The sequence below is a fragment of the Photobacterium nomapromontoriensis genome (genome assembly GCF_050336815.1).
GTDB classification, from domain to species: Bacteria; Pseudomonadota; Gammaproteobacteria; order Enterobacterales; family Vibrionaceae; genus Photobacterium; species Photobacterium nomapromontoriensis.
In genome coordinates, this window is sequence record NZ_JAKJSL010000018.1 from 29,990 (window position 1) to 51,139 (window position 21,150).

The 21,150-nt window shown below is 43.1% G+C and carries 15 protein-coding genes; 8 read left to right on the forward strand and 7 right to left on the reverse strand.

The features are described from left to right. Positions 1-496: 496 nt before the first annotated feature. Positions 497-1,978 carry an alanine/glycine:cation symporter family protein gene (locus tag L4D12_RS04365; protein WP_428446603.1) on the forward strand — a complete coding sequence of 494 codons (1,482 nt, stop codon included), beginning with the start codon at positions 497-499 and terminating at the stop codon, positions 1,976-1,978. Between the two features lie 95 nt (positions 1,979-2,073). Here L4D12_RS04365 and pepT read toward each other — a convergent pair whose 3' ends face one another. From pepT to L4D12_RS04380, 3 genes are all read right to left on the reverse strand, one after another. Beyond that, a complete protein-coding gene (gene pepT, locus L4D12_RS04370; RefSeq protein ID WP_428446604.1) occupies positions 2,074-3,315 on the reverse strand; it encodes a peptidase T in 1,242 nt (413 codons plus the stop codon). A gap of 118 nt (positions 3,316-3,433) precedes the next feature. Continuing rightward, positions 3,434-4,795 carry a C4-dicarboxylate transporter DcuC gene (gene dcuC, locus L4D12_RS04375; RefSeq protein WP_428446605.1) on the reverse strand — a complete coding sequence of 454 codons (1,362 nt, stop codon included), beginning with the start codon at positions 4,793-4,795 and terminating at the stop codon, positions 3,434-3,436. A 199-nt stretch (positions 4,796-4,994) separates the two neighbouring features. Beyond that, complete coding sequence (locus tag L4D12_RS04380) at positions 4,995-5,855, reverse strand: MurR/RpiR family transcriptional regulator (RefSeq protein WP_428446606.1); 861 nt, start codon at positions 5,853-5,855, stop codon at positions 4,995-4,997. Positions 5,856-6,384: 529 nt separating this feature from the next. Between L4D12_RS04380 and L4D12_RS04385 the strand changes: the two genes are divergently transcribed. The 4 genes from L4D12_RS04385 to L4D12_RS04400 all read left to right on the forward strand — a co-directional run bounded on the left by L4D12_RS04385 (position 6,385) and on the right by L4D12_RS04400 (position 11,073). Beyond that, a complete protein-coding gene (locus L4D12_RS04385; protein ID WP_428446607.1) occupies positions 6,385-8,370 on the forward strand; it encodes a bifunctional metallophosphatase/5'-nucleotidase in 1,986 nt (661 codons plus the stop codon). Between the two features lie 213 nt (positions 8,371-8,583). Continuing rightward, positions 8,584-8,949, forward strand: a complete 366-nt coding sequence (locus L4D12_RS04390; RefSeq protein WP_428446608.1) for a hypothetical protein — start codon at positions 8,584-8,586, stop codon at positions 8,947-8,949. A gap of 162 nt (positions 8,950-9,111) precedes the next feature. Continuing rightward, positions 9,112-10,005, forward strand: a complete 894-nt coding sequence (locus L4D12_RS04395; RefSeq protein WP_428446609.1) for a LysR family transcriptional regulator — start codon at positions 9,112-9,114, stop codon at positions 10,003-10,005. A 186-nt stretch (positions 10,006-10,191) separates the two neighbouring features. Continuing rightward, entirely contained in the window at positions 10,192-11,073 is an 882-nt protein-coding gene (locus L4D12_RS04400; protein ID WP_428446610.1) for an alpha/beta hydrolase family protein, read from the forward strand. Between the two features lie 73 nt (positions 11,074-11,146). Here L4D12_RS04400 and L4D12_RS04405 read toward each other — a convergent pair whose 3' ends face one another. The 4 genes from L4D12_RS04405 to L4D12_RS04420 all read right to left on the reverse strand — a co-directional run bounded on the left by L4D12_RS04405 (position 11,147) and on the right by L4D12_RS04420 (position 16,640). Then, positions 11,147-12,052, reverse strand: a complete 906-nt coding sequence (locus L4D12_RS04405; RefSeq protein WP_428446611.1) for a S1/P1 nuclease — start codon at positions 12,050-12,052, stop codon at positions 11,147-11,149. A gap of 124 nt (positions 12,053-12,176) precedes the next feature. Then, a complete protein-coding gene (locus L4D12_RS04410; protein ID WP_428446612.1) occupies positions 12,177-13,841 on the reverse strand; it encodes a BCCT family transporter in 1,665 nt (554 codons plus the stop codon). 172 nt (positions 13,842-14,013) lie between these two features. Continuing rightward, positions 14,014-14,763 carry a 3'-5' exonuclease gene (locus L4D12_RS04415; protein WP_428446613.1) on the reverse strand — a complete coding sequence of 250 codons (750 nt, stop codon included), beginning with the start codon at positions 14,761-14,763 and terminating at the stop codon, positions 14,014-14,016. Continuing rightward, a complete protein-coding gene (locus L4D12_RS04420) occupies positions 14,760-16,640 on the reverse strand; it encodes a DUF294 nucleotidyltransferase-like domain-containing protein (protein ID WP_428446614.1) in 1,881 nt (626 codons plus the stop codon). Before L4D12_RS04420 ends, L4D12_RS04415 begins: the two co-directional genes overlap by 4 nt. A gap of 656 nt (positions 16,641-17,296) precedes the next feature. On the opposite strand from L4D12_RS04420, the gene L4D12_RS04425 reads away from it, so the two are divergent. The 3 genes from L4D12_RS04425 to L4D12_RS04435 all read left to right on the forward strand — a co-directional run bounded on the left by L4D12_RS04425 (position 17,297) and on the right by L4D12_RS04435 (position 21,141). Then, complete coding sequence (locus tag L4D12_RS04425) at positions 17,297-18,886, forward strand: L-lactate permease (RefSeq protein WP_428446615.1); 1,590 nt, start codon at positions 17,297-17,299, stop codon at positions 18,884-18,886. 107 nt (positions 18,887-18,993) lie between these two features. Then, complete coding sequence (locus L4D12_RS04430) at positions 18,994-19,713, forward strand: (Fe-S)-binding protein (protein WP_428446616.1); 720 nt, start codon at positions 18,994-18,996, stop codon at positions 19,711-19,713. A gap of 12 nt (positions 19,714-19,725) precedes the next feature. Next, positions 19,726-21,141, forward strand: a complete 1,416-nt coding sequence (locus tag L4D12_RS04435) for a LutB/LldF family L-lactate oxidation iron-sulfur protein (RefSeq protein ID WP_428446617.1) — start codon at positions 19,726-19,728, stop codon at positions 21,139-21,141. The last annotated feature ends 9 nt before the right edge of the window (positions 21,142-21,150 follow it).

The window sequence follows — 21,150 nt, forward strand, 5'->3', positions numbered from 1 at the left end:
TAATCATTCCATCATTTTGTTCACTCTTGGTTATTTCTCATATGTTAAGAATTGACAAAATTCAGCCCACACAATAACGTTAAATATATCAACAATTAACGTTAAACCAGTGTAAATACCAGATAAAAACACAATTGAACACAATTCAAAACACATCACTCGCAACGCTCACCCAAAAAACATAACCGTTTGTATTTAAAGTACTTAATATACAACCTCACATCAAAATACAGCTTGTTATCACTCTTCTCTTCAAAAAGTGTGATCTAAATCACGCTGATTTTTGTGAATTTCATGCTAACTTACCACCCCGTCTGCAGATGAAACATCTGATTCTATGTTTCTCAAATGTAACTGCATCAAGCAATATATAAGCTGTATTTCAACAGCAATAAAAATATAAATTCAGAATCATATTCATGAACTGTCACTTAAATGGACGTTCCAGTTTACTCGGTTACGAATAGTAACTGAGTGTCATATACAGGAAATAATTATGAGTGTTATTAACGAGACGTGGGTGACTACGTTGAACAACAGCCTAGGAGCTGTAATCAACGCTATAAATGGGGTACTTTGGGGGCAACTGCTTGTCTACTTACTGGTTGGTGTAGGCGTGTACTTCACAATACGTCTGGGCTTCATTCAGATCCGTCAGTTCAGACACGCTATTGACGTACTGAAAAGCGGTAAAGAAGTCGATAACGGCCTCAGCTCTTACGAAGTCTTCTGTACGTCTATGGCGGCCCGTGTAGGTACTGGTAACATGGCGGGGGTTGCGGTTGCACTCGCAGCAGGTGGTCCAGGAGCTATCTTCTGGATGTGGCTTATTGCCCTATTCGGTATGTCTACCGCTTTTGTTGAGTCAACGCTGGCTCAGATTTATAAAACCAAAGATGTCGATGGTCAGTACCGTGGTGGCCCTGCTTACTACATGGAAAAAGGCCTAGGCCAACGTTGGATGGGTTCACTCTTCTCCGTATTTTTAATCATTGCGTTCGGTTTAGTGTTCAATGCGGTACAGGCAAACACCATTACTGATGCGCTTAGTCACTCATTTGGATTTAATGAAACAGTAATGGGTGTGGTGCTTGTTGCTTTCTCTGCATTCTTTATCATGGGTGGTCTGCGTAAAGTAGCTGCAGCATCAGCACGTATTGTTCCTGTTATGGCGATTGGCTACCTTGCTATTGCTATGGTTATCGTTGTGATGAACATCACTGAGCTTCCAGCCGTTCTCTCTCTTATCGTGAAAAGCGCTTTTGGTTGGCAAGAAGCAGCAGCAGGTGGTGTGGCGTATACTGTTGCTCAAGCAATGCAGAGTGGTATTGCTCGTGGCCTGTTCTCTAACGAAGCCGGTATGGGTTCTGCGGCAAACGTTGCAGCGAGTGCAACACCTAACCCTAACCACCCTGCCTCTCAGGGCTTTGTTCAGATGCTCGGTGTTTTCGTTGATACCATTGTGATCTGTTCAGCATCGGCAGCGATGATCATGCTGAGTGGTGTAATGAACCAGCCTGATGCAGCAACAGGAATCAGTCTGCTACAACAAGCACTGACTAGCGAACTAGGTGGCTGGACAACCTTCTTTATGGCTGCAGCGATTATTTTGTTCTGTTTCACGTCGATCATTGCAAACTACAGCTACGCTGAAACCAACATCATGTTCCTGAACGGTAACACGAAGAAAGGCCTATTTGTTTTCCGCCTTTGTGTACTAGGCATGGTGATGTTTGGCTCGGTAGCATCGCTACCTGTAGTATGGAACCTAGCTGATGCCTCAATGGGTATGATGGCACTGACTAACATCGTGGCGCTGATCCTTCTGTCTAAACTCGCCATCAAGGTGATCAAAGACTACGAGATTCAGCTTAAACAAGGTAAGACGCCGGAGTTTGATCGCTCTAAGTTCCCTGAACTGGATGATCTGGAAGGTGCATGGCACCCTGAAGATGCAAAGCCAGTAGAAATTAAGTAATCACCATAATCTTAATGTAAACGCCCAATAAAAAGAGCCAGCATCATGCTGGCTCTTCTTTTATCTCATCAACAATAATTATTGCGAGTAAGGCGTTACTTTGCGCCTTTTTCTGCAGTAATACGGATCACATCCACCACGACAGCACTGGCTGCTTCAAGTGATTTCACAGGCAAATACTCATAAATAGAATGGAAGTTATGCGCCCCCGTGAAGATGTTCGGGCAAGGAAGCCCTTTCTGCGACAATACCGCACCATCGTAACCACCACGCATCGGAATGGCTTTCAGCTCGATGTTGTTCCGTGCATAAGCTTCTTTGGCGATATCAATAGGGAAGCTTGCATCACCTTCCAGGCTATTGGCAACATTTTCATAGCGATCTGACAAACCAATCTGCACACTGCCCTCACCCCACAAGGTTTGGCAGCTATCTGCTAATTGCTGCAAAAATGCCATGCGTGTCGCATAGCCCTGCTTAGTGAAGTCACGAATATCCATCTTTAACACTGTTTTCGCACTGTTACCAGCCAGTTCTTTAACCCAGTAATAGCCTTCACAGCCTTCAGTATATTCAGGGGCTTCACCTGCAGGTAGCATGGCAATAAACTTATGTGCCATCAGCAAGGAATTCTTTAATTTACCTTTTGCCGACATTGGGTGTGCAGATTGACCAGTAAACGTAATAACTGCATCGCCTGCATTCCAGTTTTCATGGACAAACTCACCAATACCACAGCAATCAAGCGTATAACCAAAGTCAGCACCAAAGCTTTCAACATCAAAAGCTTTTGCGCCGCGCAAGCCTTGCTCTTCATCAGGAACAAATGCAACCTTAACTGGACCATGCTTAATATCAGGGTTACTAGTCAGTACCTGCATCGCATGCATGATAGCAGCGATAGCCGCTTTATCATCCGCCCCTAGCAAGCTGGTACCATCCGTCACAATGATCTCTTGGTTCAGATAGCGGGCAAGTTCGGGGAACTCTGCTTCTTTCAGTACGATATTCAAGGCCGGGTTAAGTGTAATATCACCGCCAGTATAATTTACAATATGTGCATGGGTATCACTTGGCTGCTCGGCACTGGTATCAAGGTGGCCAAAAAACGACACGGTTGGAATAGCTTCATCGGTATTAGCCGGTAACGTCGCGGTTAAAATCGCCGTATCACGCAGAACAATATCTTCCAAACCCAGAGCTTCCAGTTCACGAGCAACCAGTTGCGCTAGCTCCATCTGACCAGGAGAAGAAGGCATGATTCCCGCCGCTCCATTTTCGCGGCTGGTTGTTGTGTTAATACGGGTATAATTCAAAAAACGATCAACAATATTCATAGAATGCTCCCACATCAGGGTAATAAATTAACAATCGGAGATAACCGAAATAAAAAATAAAAGGCAAAAACAAAAGAAGGCAGTAGAGGATATCCCCCACTGCCTGACTATGAAAGAATTACACTAAAATTTGTGAGCAAATCATCACAGTGAGTAAACCACCTAGCATCGGGATAGCCGTTCGTTTAGCCAATTCAATTGGAGAAACATTCGCTACCGCTGCACAAGCAATCACCACACCCGCTACTGGAGAGGCTGAGCGCATCAAACCAGCTGATAGCTGCATAGGAAGCGCAACATGCGCGGCTGCAGTACCAACTTGCGCCGCCACATCCGGAGCAAGATTAGAAAAGCTGAAGAATGCGGCATTACCTGAACCTGATAGCATGGTGATAAGAACAATGATACCCACCAGCATAACAATCATCGCGGCATAACCTAGTCCCATGTTTGACGCTGAACTAAGCAGCAAGTCAATAAAGCCAATCGCTTTAAGACCAACAACAAACACTTGTGCTGCAATAATCAGTGTCACTACACCTGAGAACACATTTCCCATGCCTTCTAGGTAAACTTTCAGTGATGAAGCCACTTCTTTACCATCACGGGAGTAAATAAAATCACACACCATAGAGACAAACAATGCAATGAACATCGCTGTCACTACATCCATTTTGATGGTGGTAATGGCAAATTTGCTGAACGTAAGTAGCAAAATAAGTGGTAGAACAGGCAGCATGGCGAACCACTTAGGGGCTTTACGCTGCTCTTTCGCTTCAAAGTTAAATTCGTGAGTCACACCATTTTCTGCATCTTTACGGTCAAAATAGCGCTGAGAGAAAAAGTGTAGTACCGCAATCACGACCATTGCGACCATTGCTACAGGTAACTGGTAGCTGGCGAAGTACGTTGCCACATCAATACCTGATACTTCTGCAGCCTTGTTTGCAGCAGATGACGCTGGACCAAGGTCAAGACAGCCCGTAGTCGCAACGACAGCAGCTGCTGCCGCTGGGTTACAGCCCACGCCCACCAATACTGGGTACATCGCAACAAGCAGTAGCAATGCCAAACCCGTTGCACTAGGAATAAAGATATTGATCATCTGACCAATCACATACGCCATTGCCAAAACCATATAAGGGTTTTTGATATGAGAGAGCGGTTTGGTGGCAATTTGTACCATTGCATTCGCGGCGCCAATGTGGCCCATGTACTTAGAGAAACCACCAACGGCCATGATGATTAAGCCTAATTTCGCCAATGTACCTGATGATATAACCTTGATGACTTCAAAGAAGTCCACCACAATAGAACCAGTATGTGACCCGCCTTTTGGTAAAAATTCGGTATTGCCATTAAGCACACCAAGCGCAATCATCATTAAGCCCGCACAAAACAGTACAGCCTGAGTATTGTATTTTTTTATAATGAAATAACCGACACCGACGATGGACGGTAACGCTAGATAGGTAATCATTAGTGACCTCTTAAACAGTAAATAATTATTAAAATATGCAATGTATTTCACTCAACGAAGGCCGTATTTTCAATAAAAACAATCGCGATACATATATGTCTATCGCACTGATATTTTTAATTAAAAACGAATATAGCCATTCCATGACAAACATAAAATATAACTAGCAAAGATAGGTGGAATTAAAAAACGTTATCAATCACGTTTTAAATATACTGAATTCGTCGAATAGTCCCTCAATTCGATTAAAACGATTATCTTTCTCTTTATGTTGTGACAGGCCTTTTATTAATGCTTCAATTAACGCAAACCCTGCCGCGCGGTTATTAAAAAATCCATTCCCGGCGCTTTCAACACTAAACTGTACGTTACTGTACGCCACAAAAGGATTGACAGGTTGATCCGTGACGACAATGATCCGCCCCCCACTCTCGTGAAACCAACGTACAAGTTTCACGGTGATATTAGAAAAACGATGATAAGAAATCGCGAATAATATATCGTCTTCGCAAACATCCACCAATTGATGAGGCAGGGTGGAAATATCGGCCTTTAATAACACGACATCCTTACGTAAATAGCGTGCCAATAAATAAAAATATGATGCTAGCGCTTCAGACGACGCACTCCCCATGACATACAACTTGCCTTTTGGCTCGCGCATAATATGAATTGCTTCGTCGAAATCTTGCTCAGAGAGCGCCTCAAAGGTCTTCTCCATATTATCCATTACTTCACAATAATGATTAGCGAGCACTCCTTTCGTAGAACCTTGTGTTGGGTCAGTTGTATGATATTCATAACGCTCAATGGGTGTTGTCAGGATCTGAGTTAAATCATCGGTCACCTGCTTTTTAAACTGAATAAAACCACTGAAACCTAGCCGCTGGAGAAAACGGCCAAGAGTCGCCTTCCCAACCCCAATTTGTTTGCAAAGTTCATCAATTTTAGAAAAAGGTAATACAGCGTAATGCGCCATAAAATACTCGGCGATACGTTTTTCAGCCTCACTGTGTGTGTCGAATTTATTTACCGCATTGATGAAATCTTGCTTATTCATGGGTTTTATTTCCCGTCTTCGCCATTACGTGGGAAATTTTTCCATTGACGCACTTTTTAAGCAAGGGAATGATAATTTCCCATCCTTAATTTGTGATCGTACCCCTATCACAAGCAAGGTTAAATAGATTATTAATCCAATACGTTATTGCCTTTCACAGTGCGACAACATAATTAACAATAAAATCCTGTATCCGTTATTTATCTTCTTCCTCAATTAACTATCATTCTTGTTTAGCTCAAGCTGGGTGTTTTTCATACAACGCCAAACTTCACAAAAAAAGAGCGCTTGTCGTTTACCACTCATTATTACGGGATTTTTTTCCCATAGACGGAAAGAATAGTCATAAAAAACGCAATAAAAGCGTAGATTTGAAACAGTGATCTCAGTTTCACTTTTTTGCAATTGATGACTCATTTCATCTGCTATATAGTGCTTCCGCCTCAATTTTGTAGGGCTTTTCCCTGTTTGGCCTCTGTAAAAACACACCAAACTCCCCATGGACAGATAATAATAAATAGGTATTTAAATGACATTCTCCAAGCCTCTAGTTGCACTTGCCGTCACTTTAGCTCTTGCTGGTTGTTCTCAAACTCCGACTGAATCAAACGATTCTTTCACTCTGACCGTCGCGCATATTAACGACACTCACTCAAACTTCGATCCAGTTAAATCAAGCTTTAAAGCCAATGATACTCTGGTATATAACGAGTTCGGTGGCTATCCACGTCTTCAGACGATGGCAGAAGAATACAAAGCTGATGCTAAAGCAGACAATAAAAGCTTCCTTTTCCTTCACGGTGGTGACGCGTGGCAAGGTAGCGCCTATTTCAAAATCAACGAAGGCGCGATGAATGCGGATCTACTTAGCCGCATGGGTCTTGATGCCATGGCTCTGGGTAACCACGAGTTTGATCTAAACAATGCCAAGCTTAATACGTTCATCAGTGAGATCAATTTCCCGGTTCTTGCTGCGAATGTTGATACAAGCAAAGATGCAGATCTAAAAAATCAGACAAACCTAAAACCTTTTGTTGTTTTCGCTTTCGATGGCAATAAAAAAACACCGGTTACCGATCTGAACAATCTGCCAAAAGATAAAGATTTAGTTGCAGTATTTGGTCTAGCCCTTGAGGATATGCCAAACCTAGCACCAAACACGGGTAACGTAGAATTCCATGACATGGTTAAGTCAGCGCAAGCGACGGTTGACATGCTTAAAGCAAAAGGCATCAACAATGTCATCGCCCTGACTCACATCGGTAATGCGGTTGATCTGGATGTCGCATCAAAAGTAAATGGTATTGACCTTATTGTCGGCGGCCACTCACACACACTACTGGGTGACTTTACTAACATCGGCCACGACCACACAGGCACCTACGCTCAAATGGTGACAAACCCTAACGGCCTTAGCCAGACATGTGTTGTACAAGCGGGTCAATATGCTCAGGCAATTGGTGAAGTTGATGTTAGCTTTGATGCTCAAGGCACCGTCACAAACTGTGCAGGCTTAAATACGCTGCTAACCAATGATGAGTATTTCCACTCACCAATGCGTGAAGCAGACAGCAAGTTCAGTGCAAAAGAAACTGCTGACGTCGTGAACTTCGTTGAAGGTGAAGAGAACATTGCCATTACTGCTGAAGAAGCAGCAATGCGTCAATTAATCGACAGCAAATATAAGCCAGCCGTTGATAAAGCATATGGCAAAGTGATTGCTCAGGTTCCAACTGAAATCATCCATGAACGTCGCCCAGGTGACAAAGGGACTGATGCACACGGTTCAGATGTTGCACCAATCCTTGCCGCTGGCCAATACTACTGGGCTAACTCCCCAGAAGTACAAGCTGTTACAGGCATGAAGGTAGACTTCTCGCTAATCGGTGCTGGCGGTATCCGTAAAAATATCGAAGCTGGTGAATACCGCGAAGGTAACATTGCGCTTGAATTGATCCCGTTCTCTAACTTCATGTCAGTAGTACCTGTAAAAGGTAAAGTGATTCGTGATCTTCTTGAGAGCACTGTCGGCGCAACACTACCTGAAGGTTCACACGCGGGTAAATTCCCATACGGCGGCCACATCCGTTACCAATTCACTGAAACCACACCACGTAAAGCGGGCAAGCTGGACTTTGTTGAAGTAATGACGGGTACTGCTGAGAAACCAGTATGGACAGCACTGCAAGATAACAAAACCTATAACGTTGCTATCAACAACTACAACGCAACAGGTAATGATGGCTGGACTCCACTGTTCAATGCTCAGAAGAAAGATTCAGGCCGTGTAGACCTAGCCTATGTGAACGAAAAACTGACGGCATTCCCTGTTAAGAACATCGAAAGCGTTAAAGGTAAGTACAAGGTTCGTTATGAAGGTGCCGCTCCAAACTGTAAAGCTGAGAACACACGCTGTAATACAGACGCACAAGCGGTTATCGACTATATCGCTGAAAACACGCCAGTACTAAAACCACTGAACTACGAAGTGGTTACGTTCAACCGCGCTAACTAATCTGCCATGTTCTGACACCATCAGTGTCGACAAATAGCTAAAGGGCTTGTTTACAAGCCCTTTTTTATTATGCGCATACACATGCTTCCTGAACGATTGTGCTGATATTTCATACAGCCAATAAGGTAATAACACCCTATCACTTTATCCTCTTCGTGCTCTCTATTACACTACAGCCGCTACTATTCGCTTGAACGGCTAAGGACACACTTAATGCAACTCGTTAACATTGCACCAAATCCTCAACTTGCAATTATCTTTAAGAACTGGGCGGAAGACTGGGCCAAAGACGTTCAAGAAGAGAAGAAAGACACTGCCACTAAATTCCACACTGTGTACAACATTGCCGCAGACATGTTCAACAAAGGCGGTGATGTTGATATGCAAATCCTGACTTTGCTTTTTGAAGACTGTAAGCAAAAACTTGAAAATGCTCACGCGATGATCGCGAAGGTTAAAGCGGCGCTTAATGAAGATGACCCACGAGCACAAGCCATTATCAGCAAAATTACCGCTACGGCTAACGATGCTTCACATGTAGTGCGCTACCTTGGCCAGCTATTAAAGCCTGCGTCTTAATCTATCCCCGTATATGCCCACCTGATGTAACATTAGGTAGGCATATACCCTATTAAAATTTATCGTGAGAATTATATGTTTCCATCAGGGAAACAATAATCAGCCACTTGTCGCTTTACTCCTTGTTGCAAACGTATAATATATCAACCAAAGGAGAGCGGCATGAATTCACTAAATTTAAATTTATTAAAAACATTTTATCATGTGGTTTTATATGGATCGTTTTCTATTGCCGCCGATAAACTTTACCTTTCAAAATCTGTCGTCAGTAAGCATATTCATCAATTAGAAAAAAACTTAAATTGTTCTCTTATACAAAGGACAACAAGAAAAATAAACCTGACAGATGAAGGTCGCTATCTTTATGAAAAATGTACGATCATATTTTCCAGCATCAATGAATGCTACGAATATATTGATGACAGAAAAGGAGAAGTCAGAGGGAAGTTAAGATTAAAAATACCACCAGTCCTTGAACATGACCCATTTATTACCGATGTACTGTCAAAATTTATGGTGAACTACCCTAACCTAAATTTAGACATCGTCTTCGATAATACGATTGGTGACTTAGTTGGTGAAGGCTTTGATGCTGCATTCTATATCGGTCAGCCAAGTGACAGTTCATATAAAGGCCGTAAGGTAAAGAATTTAAAAACATTTGTGGTGGCTTCACCTCGGTATATTGAACAGCACGGGATGCCAATGCATCCTCAGGACTTAGTCCATCACCGCTGCATGAACTACGCCCACTGTTTAACTAACAAAAAATGGACCTTTGTCGATGCTAGTGGAAAAATCACTGATGCAGTTTCTCCTTATATTGAGTCTTACATAGAATCGCACAGTGAAAAATTATTATCTGAATTTGCAATTCAGGGTCTTGGGATCACCGTTTCTCTCGATTTTATTGCTGAACCCGCCATCCAACAAGGCATCCTATTAAGCCTTTTATCGGAGTATACATGGGATACAGCGCTATATATTATTTACCCAGATAGTTTAGTTACACCTCTAAAAACAAGAAAGTTTATAGATAACTTATTTGAATATTAATATTCACTTCAACCCTATTTATTAACTCAACTGCTTTTATTTACGTAATATACAATAGAAGCAGTTACTCATAAATTAATAACAACGTTATATTGGCTAAGTTATTACCCTAACAAGGTAATCAATAATCTATTACTCACAAAAAATATTTAATATACAACTTAAATAATTTAGATGGTAGAATACATGCCCTCTTTTAAAAAATCAATATCATACTTATCGCTGATTAGTTCACTGACATTATCACATTCAATCTATGCTGCTGAAAGTGATATACGTATTAATGTTAGCGGTCAGACAGTCATCGGAACACTGAATATCCCAGAGAATAGTGTTCGTCCCCCAGTCGTGTTAATGCTTCATGGTTTTATGGGCAACCGAGACGAATTACAAATCAAAGGCACAGATGAAGGGATCTATTCTCGAGCGGCGAGAATAATGGCCGAACAGGGTATTGCAAGTCTGCGGATTGACTTTCGTGGGTCCGGTGATAGTGATGGTAAATGGGAAGACACCACATTTAGCCGCCAAATTGAAGATGCCAATGCTGCAATTAAATGGCTCAAAAATAGCCATCAGATTGATACAGCCAGAATCGGTGTTCTCGGATGGAGTCAAGGCGGCCTGATTGCCAGCCATGTGGCAAAATTCAACCCTGACATCAATTCGGTCGTACTTTGGGCACCTGTCACCCATCCATACATGACTTACTCTAATCTAATGGGCTCCGACTTGGTTCTTGAAGCGACAAATAGCGATCCTGAGAAAAAATTCTCTGCGACAACACCGTGGGGCAACCACACAACACTTAAAGGCAAGTTCTTTAAAGAAGTACTCACAATGAATCCAATTGGTGCCATTGCAAGTTATAAAGGTCCCCTTCTTGTCATCAGGGGGATACAGGATGATCTTGTCGTCAATACTGAAGCGTGGACGGCATATCATGACGGAACTGAGAAACTGGTTGATCTGGATACTGATCATGTCTGGAGTGCATTCTCTGGCCCTCAACTCATTGATAATAAAGTCATGCCTGAAACCATAGCCTGGTTCAATAAAATGAAATAACCTCCTCCCCCATCAACACTAAGCCACCTTCTAACGGTGGCTTTAACTGATCCAGTTCATCCTCTCACAGCCCTCAGTCTTTTTCACCCAACGCCGCATTTAAAGCATCAGCCAACCGATACCCCGCCAATGCAAGACGTTGCTTTACCTGTTCTTTTCCCTGCTGATAATATGCTTCTGCTGGTTTCGCACCCACTTTAACACTGTATGCCAAATCAGCCAGTTGGTAACTTTCTGCCAGCCACTGATTGATATCAACGGGCGTACCGATATCCATTTGTGTAACAGGATAAGCGTGTTGCAGCGATACAACTAAATCATCAACATCATGCTTTTTTTCCAATAGACCTAGGCCATTATCCCAAAGATGATGAAGATCTTTTTCTGGCACATCAAGTATGTACTTATTACCACCGAGATCCGACTTACACCAATATCGACTCATACTGGTGGCCACTGAATGCATTGGCTGATGAGCGTCACCTACCATATGGCTCAGAAACATCATCGTCGCGGCTTGTGGCTGCTGTTTAAAATCAGTATAAAGCGCAGACGTCGCTAACTTTATATTGGGTTTACGTACAAAATCACACTGACTCGTGGCTGGATAAACTTCATTAATGTAATGCCACTTACTGGTTTTTTTATCATCCCATTGGTTCAATGATAAGGGCATCGTTTCCCCTATTTCCTTCCATACACGCTGAGCGGGCTGTTTGCGGATCATATCCGGCACTATCGCTAACCGCGCGAATTGGCTTACCCCATCGTAACGGCCCATCATTCGCTGGGTCTTTTTCGGCATCACTTGGTACGCTTTCGCACTCAGTGCATCCACTTTTTCCCGTACTTTCGGCGTTAAATTCTGATAAGCGATTTCCGCCACAATAACATGCCCTTGAAAATTCCACGCCTGCACAACTGTCGACGCAAATATCAGCGGAGCCAACACCACTAACTTTATTACTTGTTTAACCATTACTCTATGGGTCTCCACTGAAATCAGCATCTTCTTTTATAAACTTACCACTACTTACCTTGTGCAGCAGCATAAACAAAAACGGCATGCCAAGGCATGCCGTTTTTACATTAATCCGGAATAATTACGCTTGCGCTTTTTTCCGTGATTTCGCTGCTGGCCGTGGTTCGTCCATCAGCCCTTTCACCAAAGAGACCGTTGCAATCAACAGTACAATAGTGAATGGGAAACCAGTGGTTACCGCCATCGCCTGTGCTGCAGCCAAGCCCCCGCCAAGCATTAGCGCAATGGCAACCAAACCTTCGAATGTACACCAGAACACACGTTGAGCCGTTGGTGCATCAACTTTACCACCCGCGGCAATGGTATCAATAACCAGTGAGCCTGAGTCAGCTGAAGTAATAAAGAACACCACAACCAGCACAATACCCACAAATGAGGTAATTTCTCGCATAGGCATCACATCTAGCATAGCGAATAGTTTTAGTGGTAAGTCAGCATTAAATACCGCTTGATAACCATCATTTACATATTGGCTAATTGCCGTACCACCAAAAGCGGTCATCCAAAGCACACACACAGTTGATGGGATCAGAATAACGCAAATAATAAATTCACGCACTGAGCGACCACGTGATACACGCGCGATAAACATACCAACAAATGGTGACCAGGAAATCCACCATGCCCAATAGAATGCAGTCCAACCTTGCGTGAAGTTTACGTCTTCACGGCCAAACGGCATTGATAAGGCGGTGATATTTGAAAGGTATGCGCCGATGTTATCAAAAAATCCAGTGAAGATAGCCATGGTTGGGCCCACAACGATCACGAATAGCAGCAACAATGCCGCTAAAGCCATATTAATTTCTGATAAACGTTTAACACCACTATCCAGCCCAGCAACCACAGACATCAACGCCAGCGCAGTGATGATAACAATCAGCACAATCTGCGTTGTTTCGGTCATTGGAATGTCAAACAAGAAGTTCAACCCGGTTGCAGCCTGAGATGCACCGTAACCCAATGACGTTGCTAAACCAAATACTGTCGCCACAACCGCTAGGATATCAATAATATGACCGGTCCAACCCCAAATACGCTCACCGAACAGTGGGTAGAAGATTGAACGCATGGTCAATGGTAGACCTTTATTGAACGAGAAAATGGCCAAACCAAGCGCAAGCAATGCGTAAATTGACCAAGGGTGAAGTGCCCAGTGGTAAATTGTTGCAGCCATACCTAGTGCCGATGCGGCTTCCGTATTCCCTACCGCGCCTCCCAGAGGTGACCAGTCAGTCCGCACCCCATTTTCAACGGTAACACCGTGCAGTGCAGCGCTGAAATGTGACATTGGCTCTGATACACCGAAGAACACCAGACCAATACCCATACCAGCAGCAAACAACATCGCAAGCCATCCCATATAGGAATAATCAGGAGTCGCTTCAGTACCGCCGATTCTCACTCGGCCTAACGGTGTAACAATCAGGCCCAAACAAACAACAACAAAAATATTACCAGCTGAAAGGAAGAACCAGTCCATATTGGAGGCCAGCCAGTTACGTAACCCAGAAAAGAAAGGTTCTACGTATTGCCCAAAGCTGAGTGTAACTATAACAAACAGGACAATAAATAATCCCGATATAGCAAAAACACGGTTATGAATATCTAAACCAAACGGCCCTACTTTTAACGCAACATTATCTTGACCAATCTGATAATCGGTGTCGATTGCGTTAACTTTCCCATCGGGACGTTGAATCCCACCATTATTATCGGTACTCACGAACTGACTCCTTAAAATACGTGACCGTATATATTCTTTTATTTAGCGATCGTTTTTTAATCGGTTTTATTACAAATAAACATCAATTTATCAAACTCACGCTAACTCCTAATATTAGCGATAAAATCGCCGATCATACATTATATTTATTCATCGTTACGATTAATCTTGCTTATTGCCAAAGCGTGGAAATAGGCGTCTCAGGATTAAAATGATATTGCACTTGAGCTTGAAATAATTCAGCTGTCGCCAACGCATCAGTCAATGCATGATGAGGGTGATAAGCGGGTAGCCCATAACGTTCTCTTGCATGCCCCAAACGAACAGACTCAGGCTTTTTCTGCTTTAACCAGTTTAAGAAACCTGCACACTGGCGTCTTTGCAACGCATGCTCGATATCTAATGTATCTACGACCGGGAATTGGATCCCCTCACCAATACTGTTTAACAGTGCATTATAAAAAAACTGCCTCTCTATATTTTTGTAATGTACCAACACAATTTTACCCGCGAGAGCATCTAATATAGGTGCTAATATCTCATTGAGTTGTGGCGCATTTTTCACTTCTGAGTCAGTAATACCATGGATCACTACAGATTCTTCATTCAGCTCTCGATTAGGATTAACCACCCAATGCTCAGAACCATTACATTGAACGCGCGCTATGGTAAAGGGCACCAAACCAATGGTCAGTATCGAATCCTCCTGCGAATTTAAGCCTGTTGTTTCAAAGTCAACGGAAACAAATGGTACCTCTTTCACTGGCGTATCACCTGAAACTATCGGTGTTGCGTAATATTGCTTAAGCCGAGGATCTTGAGCTTCGCCCGCTAGTTGTTGAAATAACACAGGCCAATCCGGCGTTGCTGATGTATCAAGCAAGGGTAAATTATCGGATTGCTTTCTGAAAAACTTCATCATTTTCCACTTCTCTGATAACGGAATTTAATAAAGTTTTGTGCATTGCTCAGGATCTGGAAAGCGGCTTTAAGATTTCGACGCTCAAAATCAGACATATGCTCAGGTTCAATATTGTTGTCAGGCATCTCCCCATTTTCAATGTCTAAGGCTTGGTGGCGAATACGTACCATATAGATCAGCTCCATGGCATCTTTCAAGTCCATTCCCCGACCTTTCGGTAAGATCCCCGCATCATTAATGTCATCCAATCTATCAAAGGAATTTTGAGAACGCGAACCGATCGCTAATGCGTGCACACGAATTAAATCCGCCATCGGTGCTGTACCACGACGCTTCAGGTTTATGGAATTACGATGGCGACCATCTTTTTCCATCACAAAATCTTTAAAGAAACCAAGTGGCGGGGTGCGACGAATGGCGTTATACGCCATAGCAGCAAGAAACCGGTTGTTCTTCTTGGCTCGACGTACAACAAAGCTACTTAAGTGCTCAGCCCATTTTAATCGACCGTGAACCCCCAACAAATCAAAGAAAATATTACTATTGAGCAGTCGCTCTGGGGTTGGGTTATCAATCCAGTTGGCAAAACATTCTTCCCATTCTGCACGGGTCTTACGCCATTCAGGGTTTGTGGCCATAATATTGCCAGTACAATATGCGTATCCACAGGCATCCAAACCATCGCAAACAAATGTTGCTAACTTCGCAAAATAGTCACCGTGCAATGCTTCGTCATAACTATTGTCGAAGATCAAAGCATTGTCTTGGTCGGTAACAATCAGTTGCTCATCTCGCGCCATCGAGCCCATCGCGACCAAACAATATGGAACGGGTGGCGGACCCAGCTCTTGCTCTGCAAGCTCTGCCAGTCTTTGCTTAAAGCTACTGCCAATCACAGACATCGCACGCCCAATCATGTGCGCGTTCGCATCCTCACTCACCATCCGTACAAAACAGTCTTTCACCTGCTCTGCCACCAGCTTAAGATCATCAACACTGGTTTGCTGGAAAATCGAGCTGACAAGCAATAAACTATTTTGTGACTCATAACGAACAATGTCCGTCATTCCAATCACGCCGATAGGTTTCTTGTCTTTTAAAATAGGAAGATGGTGGGTGTTGTAGCGAAGCATGGTCAGCATCGCTTCAAAGACATAAGCACTGTAATCTAACGATACCACATCGGTTGTCATGACCTCACTCACCATGACGTTCGTGTCAATACCCTGAGCCAGCACGCGAATACATAAATCACGGTCAGTCAGAATACCAAGCAACTGATCATCATCGTCGTCTGTCATATCTTCAGCCGGTCGCATGATCAACAGGGCGGTAATGTTTTCCTCCGCCATCAGTATCGCCGCTTCTTGAATTGTCGCTGTCGATGGTAGCATAACAGGTTCGCGGCTTATTATTTTTCGTGCTTTCGCTGTCGTGAAATCATTGCCATCAGACTGACTAGAGACAACCGTGCGTAAGCGGGCACTGTCTTCTAGCTCCATAAAATCAGCAAAGTTCTCAAATTCATCACAAAGTGCATTAAAGATCCGTTCAGGAATGCAGTAGACCAACGTGTCTTCAATCGCTTTCACTGGCATACGAACACGGTTGTTCATCAGCAGGCCCATTTGACCAAACAGACCGCCTGCATCAATACGGTTATATAGCTCACCTTTGCGGCGGTAAACCTCTACGGCCCCACTGCGAACGATATAGAGATCGCGAATATTATCACCGGATTTCAAAATATCACTGCCCTGCCGGAAGTAGGCAACTTCAGCGTTAAGCGCAATATTTTTCAGGTGCTCTTCTGGTAAATCATCAAAAGGAGAGTATTGGCTAATGAAACTGAGTACTTCTAATTGCTCGGCTTCCATTCTTTACTCCGCAAAAAATCCTAAATATCAGCAATTGAATCACTGAATACTCAGCCAAGCAACACATTTTTATCGATAGCCATATCTTAGTGTGTAATAGGTTAATTTACATAATCTGAATATCGATTAAATATAAAAGTAAATATTGAATGATATATTTAGCCGAATGGATTTCCCTCTTGACCATATCAATGACAGAAAGGATTAATGATGGCTCAAACACAACTGTAAGCAGATGTAATTGCAAATATCCTACAAATAGCAATAACTCATTACTGCACTTAATCTGTTAACACTTTATTACATGCACTATTATAATCTCTTTGATTTTGTAATTGTTCATATTGTTACATATTTGAAATTAACCTGATTGTTCGATAATTTGACATGGTTTGTTTCCATTTTGAATGCAATAAATCGCAACCACCGTAAAACACAAAACACAAGATACTGTTTTTAAACAGATTAACCACAATAACCTTCATTTTGCATCGGTTATACATCACAAATAATCATCCCACGCTAATGATAGCGAATATTTAACGATGGTTAGAATGGCAAATACACCTAAAATGTACCCATCAAAAATTATTATTAAAGCAATGCTTAATGGCTATTTATTACTAGCTAAAAATAACGATATAGTGAGCAATATAATGTTAAATATTATTATCTCTACAATCCCTATCATCCTTTTAATTTGGATGATGACGAAGAAGAATGCTTTACCATCTCATTTTGCACTTCCCCTTACTGCATTATTAGTCGGATTGTTTCAACTGTTTTATTTTGGTGCTGATATCACCAACATAGCAGCCAATATCATTGCCGGTAGCCTTTCCGCTATTACGCCTATCTCCATCATCGCTGGAGCCATTTTACTTAACCGAACCATCGCAATAACAGGTGCAGAAACCGTTATTCGTCGCTGGTTAGAAAGTGTCAGCCGCAATCAAGTTGCGCAGCTAATGATCATTGGATGGGCTTTTGCCTTCATGATCGAAGGGGCATCTGGGTTTGGTACGCCAGCAGCCATTGCTGCACCTATCCTCGTTGGTTTGGGTTTCCCGCCACTTCGAGTCGCAATGCTAGCCCTTGTTATGAACTCCGTGCCGGTCTCATTTGGCGCAGTAGGTACTCCAACGTGGTTTGGCTTTAGCGGCTTAAATTTAGACGAAGCATCATTACTCACCATTGGCCAATACTCGGCACTGCTTCATACCGTTGCTGCGACTGTCATTCCTGTTATTGCTTTAAGCTTCATCGTTAACTTGCGTTCAATTGCACGTAATTTCATTTTCATCCAGCTAAGTATTTTGTCATGTACCGTGCCGTATTTACTGTTTGCACAATGGAATTATGAGTTCCCGGCTTTAGTGGGTGGCGCAATTGGTTTAACCATTTCTATTCTGCTTGCTCGCTTCAACATTGGTATGGAAAAACGACATTCGGATGTAAATGACGAACGTGCTGTTAAAAAAATGCCAGTTGGTCAAGTTTTTAAAGCCATGAGCCCTACTCTATTGCTGATTGTTATCTTGATTGTGACCCGCATTCAACAGCTAGGCATTAAAGCGCTACTCAATGACAGCTCGCCCTTGTTTAATTTCCATTTAGGGTCGCTGGGTGAACTGAGTATCAGCCATGCATTGATCATTAAGTTTAGCCATATCTTAGGTACAGACACCAGTTGGGCATATAAAACCCTCTATGTGCCAGCACTGATTCCATTCCTGCTTGTGGTATTAATCTCTATTTTGATTTTCGGCATGTCTCGCGCGCAAGTGAAGCAAGTGTTTACTGAAACTGGCCGTCGAATCAAAATTCCATTCATCGCTCTGGTTGGCGCGTTAATCATGGTGAAGTTCATGATGATGGGCGGTGAGCACTCTCCGATCATGACGACAGGCCGCGCATTCTCAGATATTACTGGCACTAACTGGCAGTTTTTCGCCTCATACCTTGGCGCATTAGGGGCTTTCTTCTCCGGATCGGCGACTGTTTCTAACCTGACATTTGGCGGTATCCAGCAAAGCATCGCACAAAACGTCGGCTTACCGGATCTGTTGATCCTGTCACTTCAATCGGTGGGAGGGGCAATGGGTAATATGGTTTGTATCAACAACATTATTGCGGTATCGACTATTTTAGGTATCTCGAACAAAGAAGGCTACATCATCAAACGTACCGTCATTCCAATGATGCTGTACGGCGTCATTGTTGGTCTGGTGAGTCTTGCTATCTAACTCATTTTTGGTTTCTCATCCTTTCGCTCCGTTTGGTATTCGGGCGCAGGGATGAGATCGGTTCTACATTTATAAGAAAAAAAATATCCCTTAATTGGAGCAATGTTATGAAGGTTAACTTTTTTGTTACCTGTATTTGCGACACGGTAAAATCCGAAGTCGCCAAAAAAACAGTTTTGTTACTCGAAGAGCTAGGCTGTGAAATCTTTTTCCCTAAACAACAGGGCTGCTGCGGTCAACCTTCTCTCAATAGCGGCTATATTGAACAAAGTAAACCAGCAATGAAGAACTTAATTGCCGCGTTTGAATGTAATGATTTCCCGATTGTGACTCCGGCAGGTTCTTGCGCAGCCGCAATCAAAAAATACCCTGAGTATTTAGCGGATGAGCCAGAATGGTCAGCTCGTGCACAAAAAGTGGCTGATCGCCTTTTTGAACTGACTCAGTTTATCGTTAATGAACTGGGCATTACACAAATAGGCGCACGCCTGAAAGGCCGTGCGGTTTACCACCCATCGTGCAGTTTGATTCGTAAGCTTGGGGTACGTGAAGAGCCGTTAGCGCTGCTGGCAAACGTTGAAGGCCTAGAAATGGTACCTATCAAAAATCAAGAAACCTGTTGTGGTTTTGGTGGCACCTTCTCCGTCAAAATGGCGGAAATTTCTGGCGAAATGGTAAAAGAAAAAGTACAGCACATCAGTGAAGTTGAACCAGACTACCTCATCGGTGCGGATATTAGCTGCTTGATCAATATCGGCGGTCGTGTATCGCGAGAAGGCAAGCCTGTTAAGGTCATGCACATTGTCGATGTTCTGTTGAGCCGATAGGAGTTAAGAACCATGTCTATGAAAACCAGTGACGTTAACTTCAAACAACGAATTGACGTGCAAATGAAAGATGCATTCATGCGTAAATCTGTTGCTAATGCTCAGGAACGCATGTTCGCTAATCGCCAAATTGCTGCAGACAAATTAGGTAATTGGGAAGAGTGGCGTGAAATGGGGATGGATATCCGCAACCATGTGCTTGATAACCTCGATTACTACTTACATCAATTGAGTGAAAAAGTGCTCGATAACGGTGGTCATGTCTTTTTTGCTAAAACAGCACAAGAAGCAACGGATTATATTGAGCAGATCCTCCATGCTAAAAATGCCAAGAAAGTCGTAAAATCGAAATCTATGGTGACCGAAGAAATTGGCCTAAATCAGATGATCGAGCGCAATCACTGCGAAGTCATCGAAACAGATTTAGGCGAATACATTCTACAAGTAGATGATTGCGATCCTCCGTCACACATTGTGGTGCCGGCACTGCATAAAAACCGCACCCAGATTAAAGAAATCTTCAAAGACAAGCTGAACTACCAAGGCAGCAATGATCCTGAAGAGATGACACGTTTTGTACGTAATCATATTCGTCATGATTTCTTAGAAGCCGATATCGGTATTACAGGTTGTAACTTTGCGGTTGCAGAATCGGGGACCATTTCTCTTGTCACCAATGAAGGGAATGCCCGTTTGGCGACAAGCTTGCCGAAAACCCATATCGCCGTCATGGGGATGGAGCGTATTGTTCCAACCTTTGAAGAACTTGATATCGTGATCAGCCTATTGTGCCGTAGTGCTGTGGGCCTTCCTCTAACGGGTTATGTCACCGCGTTAACCGGCCCTCGTGAAGATGATCAGTGTGATGGTCCGGAAGAGTTCCACCTTGTCATCGTTGATAATGGTCGTTCAGACATTTTAGGATCTGAGTTCAAGGCCATCTTGCGTTGTGTTCGTTGTGCCGCGTGTGTGAATACGTGTCCGGCTTATCGTCATATCGGTGGACAGTCTTACGGTTCTATCTATTCAGGCCCTATTGGTGCGGTGCTTTCTCCCCTACTTGGCGGATATGAAGATTTTAAAGAATTACCTTACGCATGCAGCCTGTGTAAAGCTTGCCATGATGTGTGTCCGGTAAAAATTCCACTTTCAGATTTGCTGATGAAGCATCGTGAGAAAATGGGCGAGCAAGGTATTACGCCATTGAGTGAGCGAGCTGTCGTTCGTGGTTTTAACATCATTAATGCGACCCCTCTTCTTTGGAATGCAGGCGTGAAAGTCGGCGCAGTGATGGCAAGCATGCTAATTAAAAATGGCAAAATGCCCTTTAGTTCAGGTGCTGTCGGTAAATGGACCGAAACCCGTGATTTACCAGAACCGGAAGGTCAATCATTCCGTAGCTGGTTTGAAACAAGAGAGAAGAAGTAGGAGTGATGG

What these genes read in the sequence shown, in the direction of transcription:
- L4D12_RS04400 (WP_428446610.1), top strand. Translation starts at nt 10,192, where the DNA reads ATGCCCTCTTTTAAAAAATCAATATCATACTTATCGCTGATTAGTTCA.
- dcuC (WP_428446605.1), bottom strand. Translation starts at nt 4,795, where the DNA reads ATGATTACCTATCTAGCGTTACCGTCCATCGTCGGTGTCGGTTATTTC.
- L4D12_RS04420 (WP_428446614.1), bottom strand. Translation starts at nt 16,640, where the DNA reads ATGGAAGCCGAGCAATTAGAAGTACTCAGTTTCATTAGCCAATACTCT.
- L4D12_RS04385 (WP_428446607.1), top strand. Translation starts at nt 6,385, where the DNA reads ATGACATTCTCCAAGCCTCTAGTTGCACTTGCCGTCACTTTAGCTCTT.
- L4D12_RS04380 (WP_428446606.1), bottom strand. Translation starts at nt 5,855, where the DNA reads ATGAATAAGCAAGATTTCATCAATGCGGTAAATAAATTCGACACACAC.
- L4D12_RS04430 (WP_428446616.1), top strand. Translation starts at nt 18,994, where the DNA reads ATGAAGGTTAACTTTTTTGTTACCTGTATTTGCGACACGGTAAAATCC.
- L4D12_RS04365 (WP_428446603.1), top strand. Translation starts at nt 497, where the DNA reads ATGAGTGTTATTAACGAGACGTGGGTGACTACGTTGAACAACAGCCTA.
- L4D12_RS04405 (WP_428446611.1), bottom strand. Translation starts at nt 12,052, where the DNA reads ATGGTTAAACAAGTAATAAAGTTAGTGGTGTTGGCTCCGCTGATATTT.
- pepT (WP_428446604.1), bottom strand. Translation starts at nt 3,315, where the DNA reads ATGAATATTGTTGATCGTTTTTTGAATTATACCCGTATTAACACAACA.
- L4D12_RS04435 (WP_428446617.1), top strand. Translation starts at nt 19,726, where the DNA reads ATGTCTATGAAAACCAGTGACGTTAACTTCAAACAACGAATTGACGTG.
- L4D12_RS04390 (WP_428446608.1), top strand. Translation starts at nt 8,584, where the DNA reads ATGCAACTCGTTAACATTGCACCAAATCCTCAACTTGCAATTATCTTT.
- L4D12_RS04415 (WP_428446613.1), bottom strand. Translation starts at nt 14,763, where the DNA reads ATGATGAAGTTTTTCAGAAAGCAATCCGATAATTTACCCTTGCTTGAT.
- L4D12_RS04425 (WP_428446615.1), top strand. Translation starts at nt 17,297, where the DNA reads ATGTTAAATATTATTATCTCTACAATCCCTATCATCCTTTTAATTTGG.
- L4D12_RS04395 (WP_428446609.1), top strand. Translation starts at nt 9,112, where the DNA reads ATGAATTCACTAAATTTAAATTTATTAAAAACATTTTATCATGTGGTT.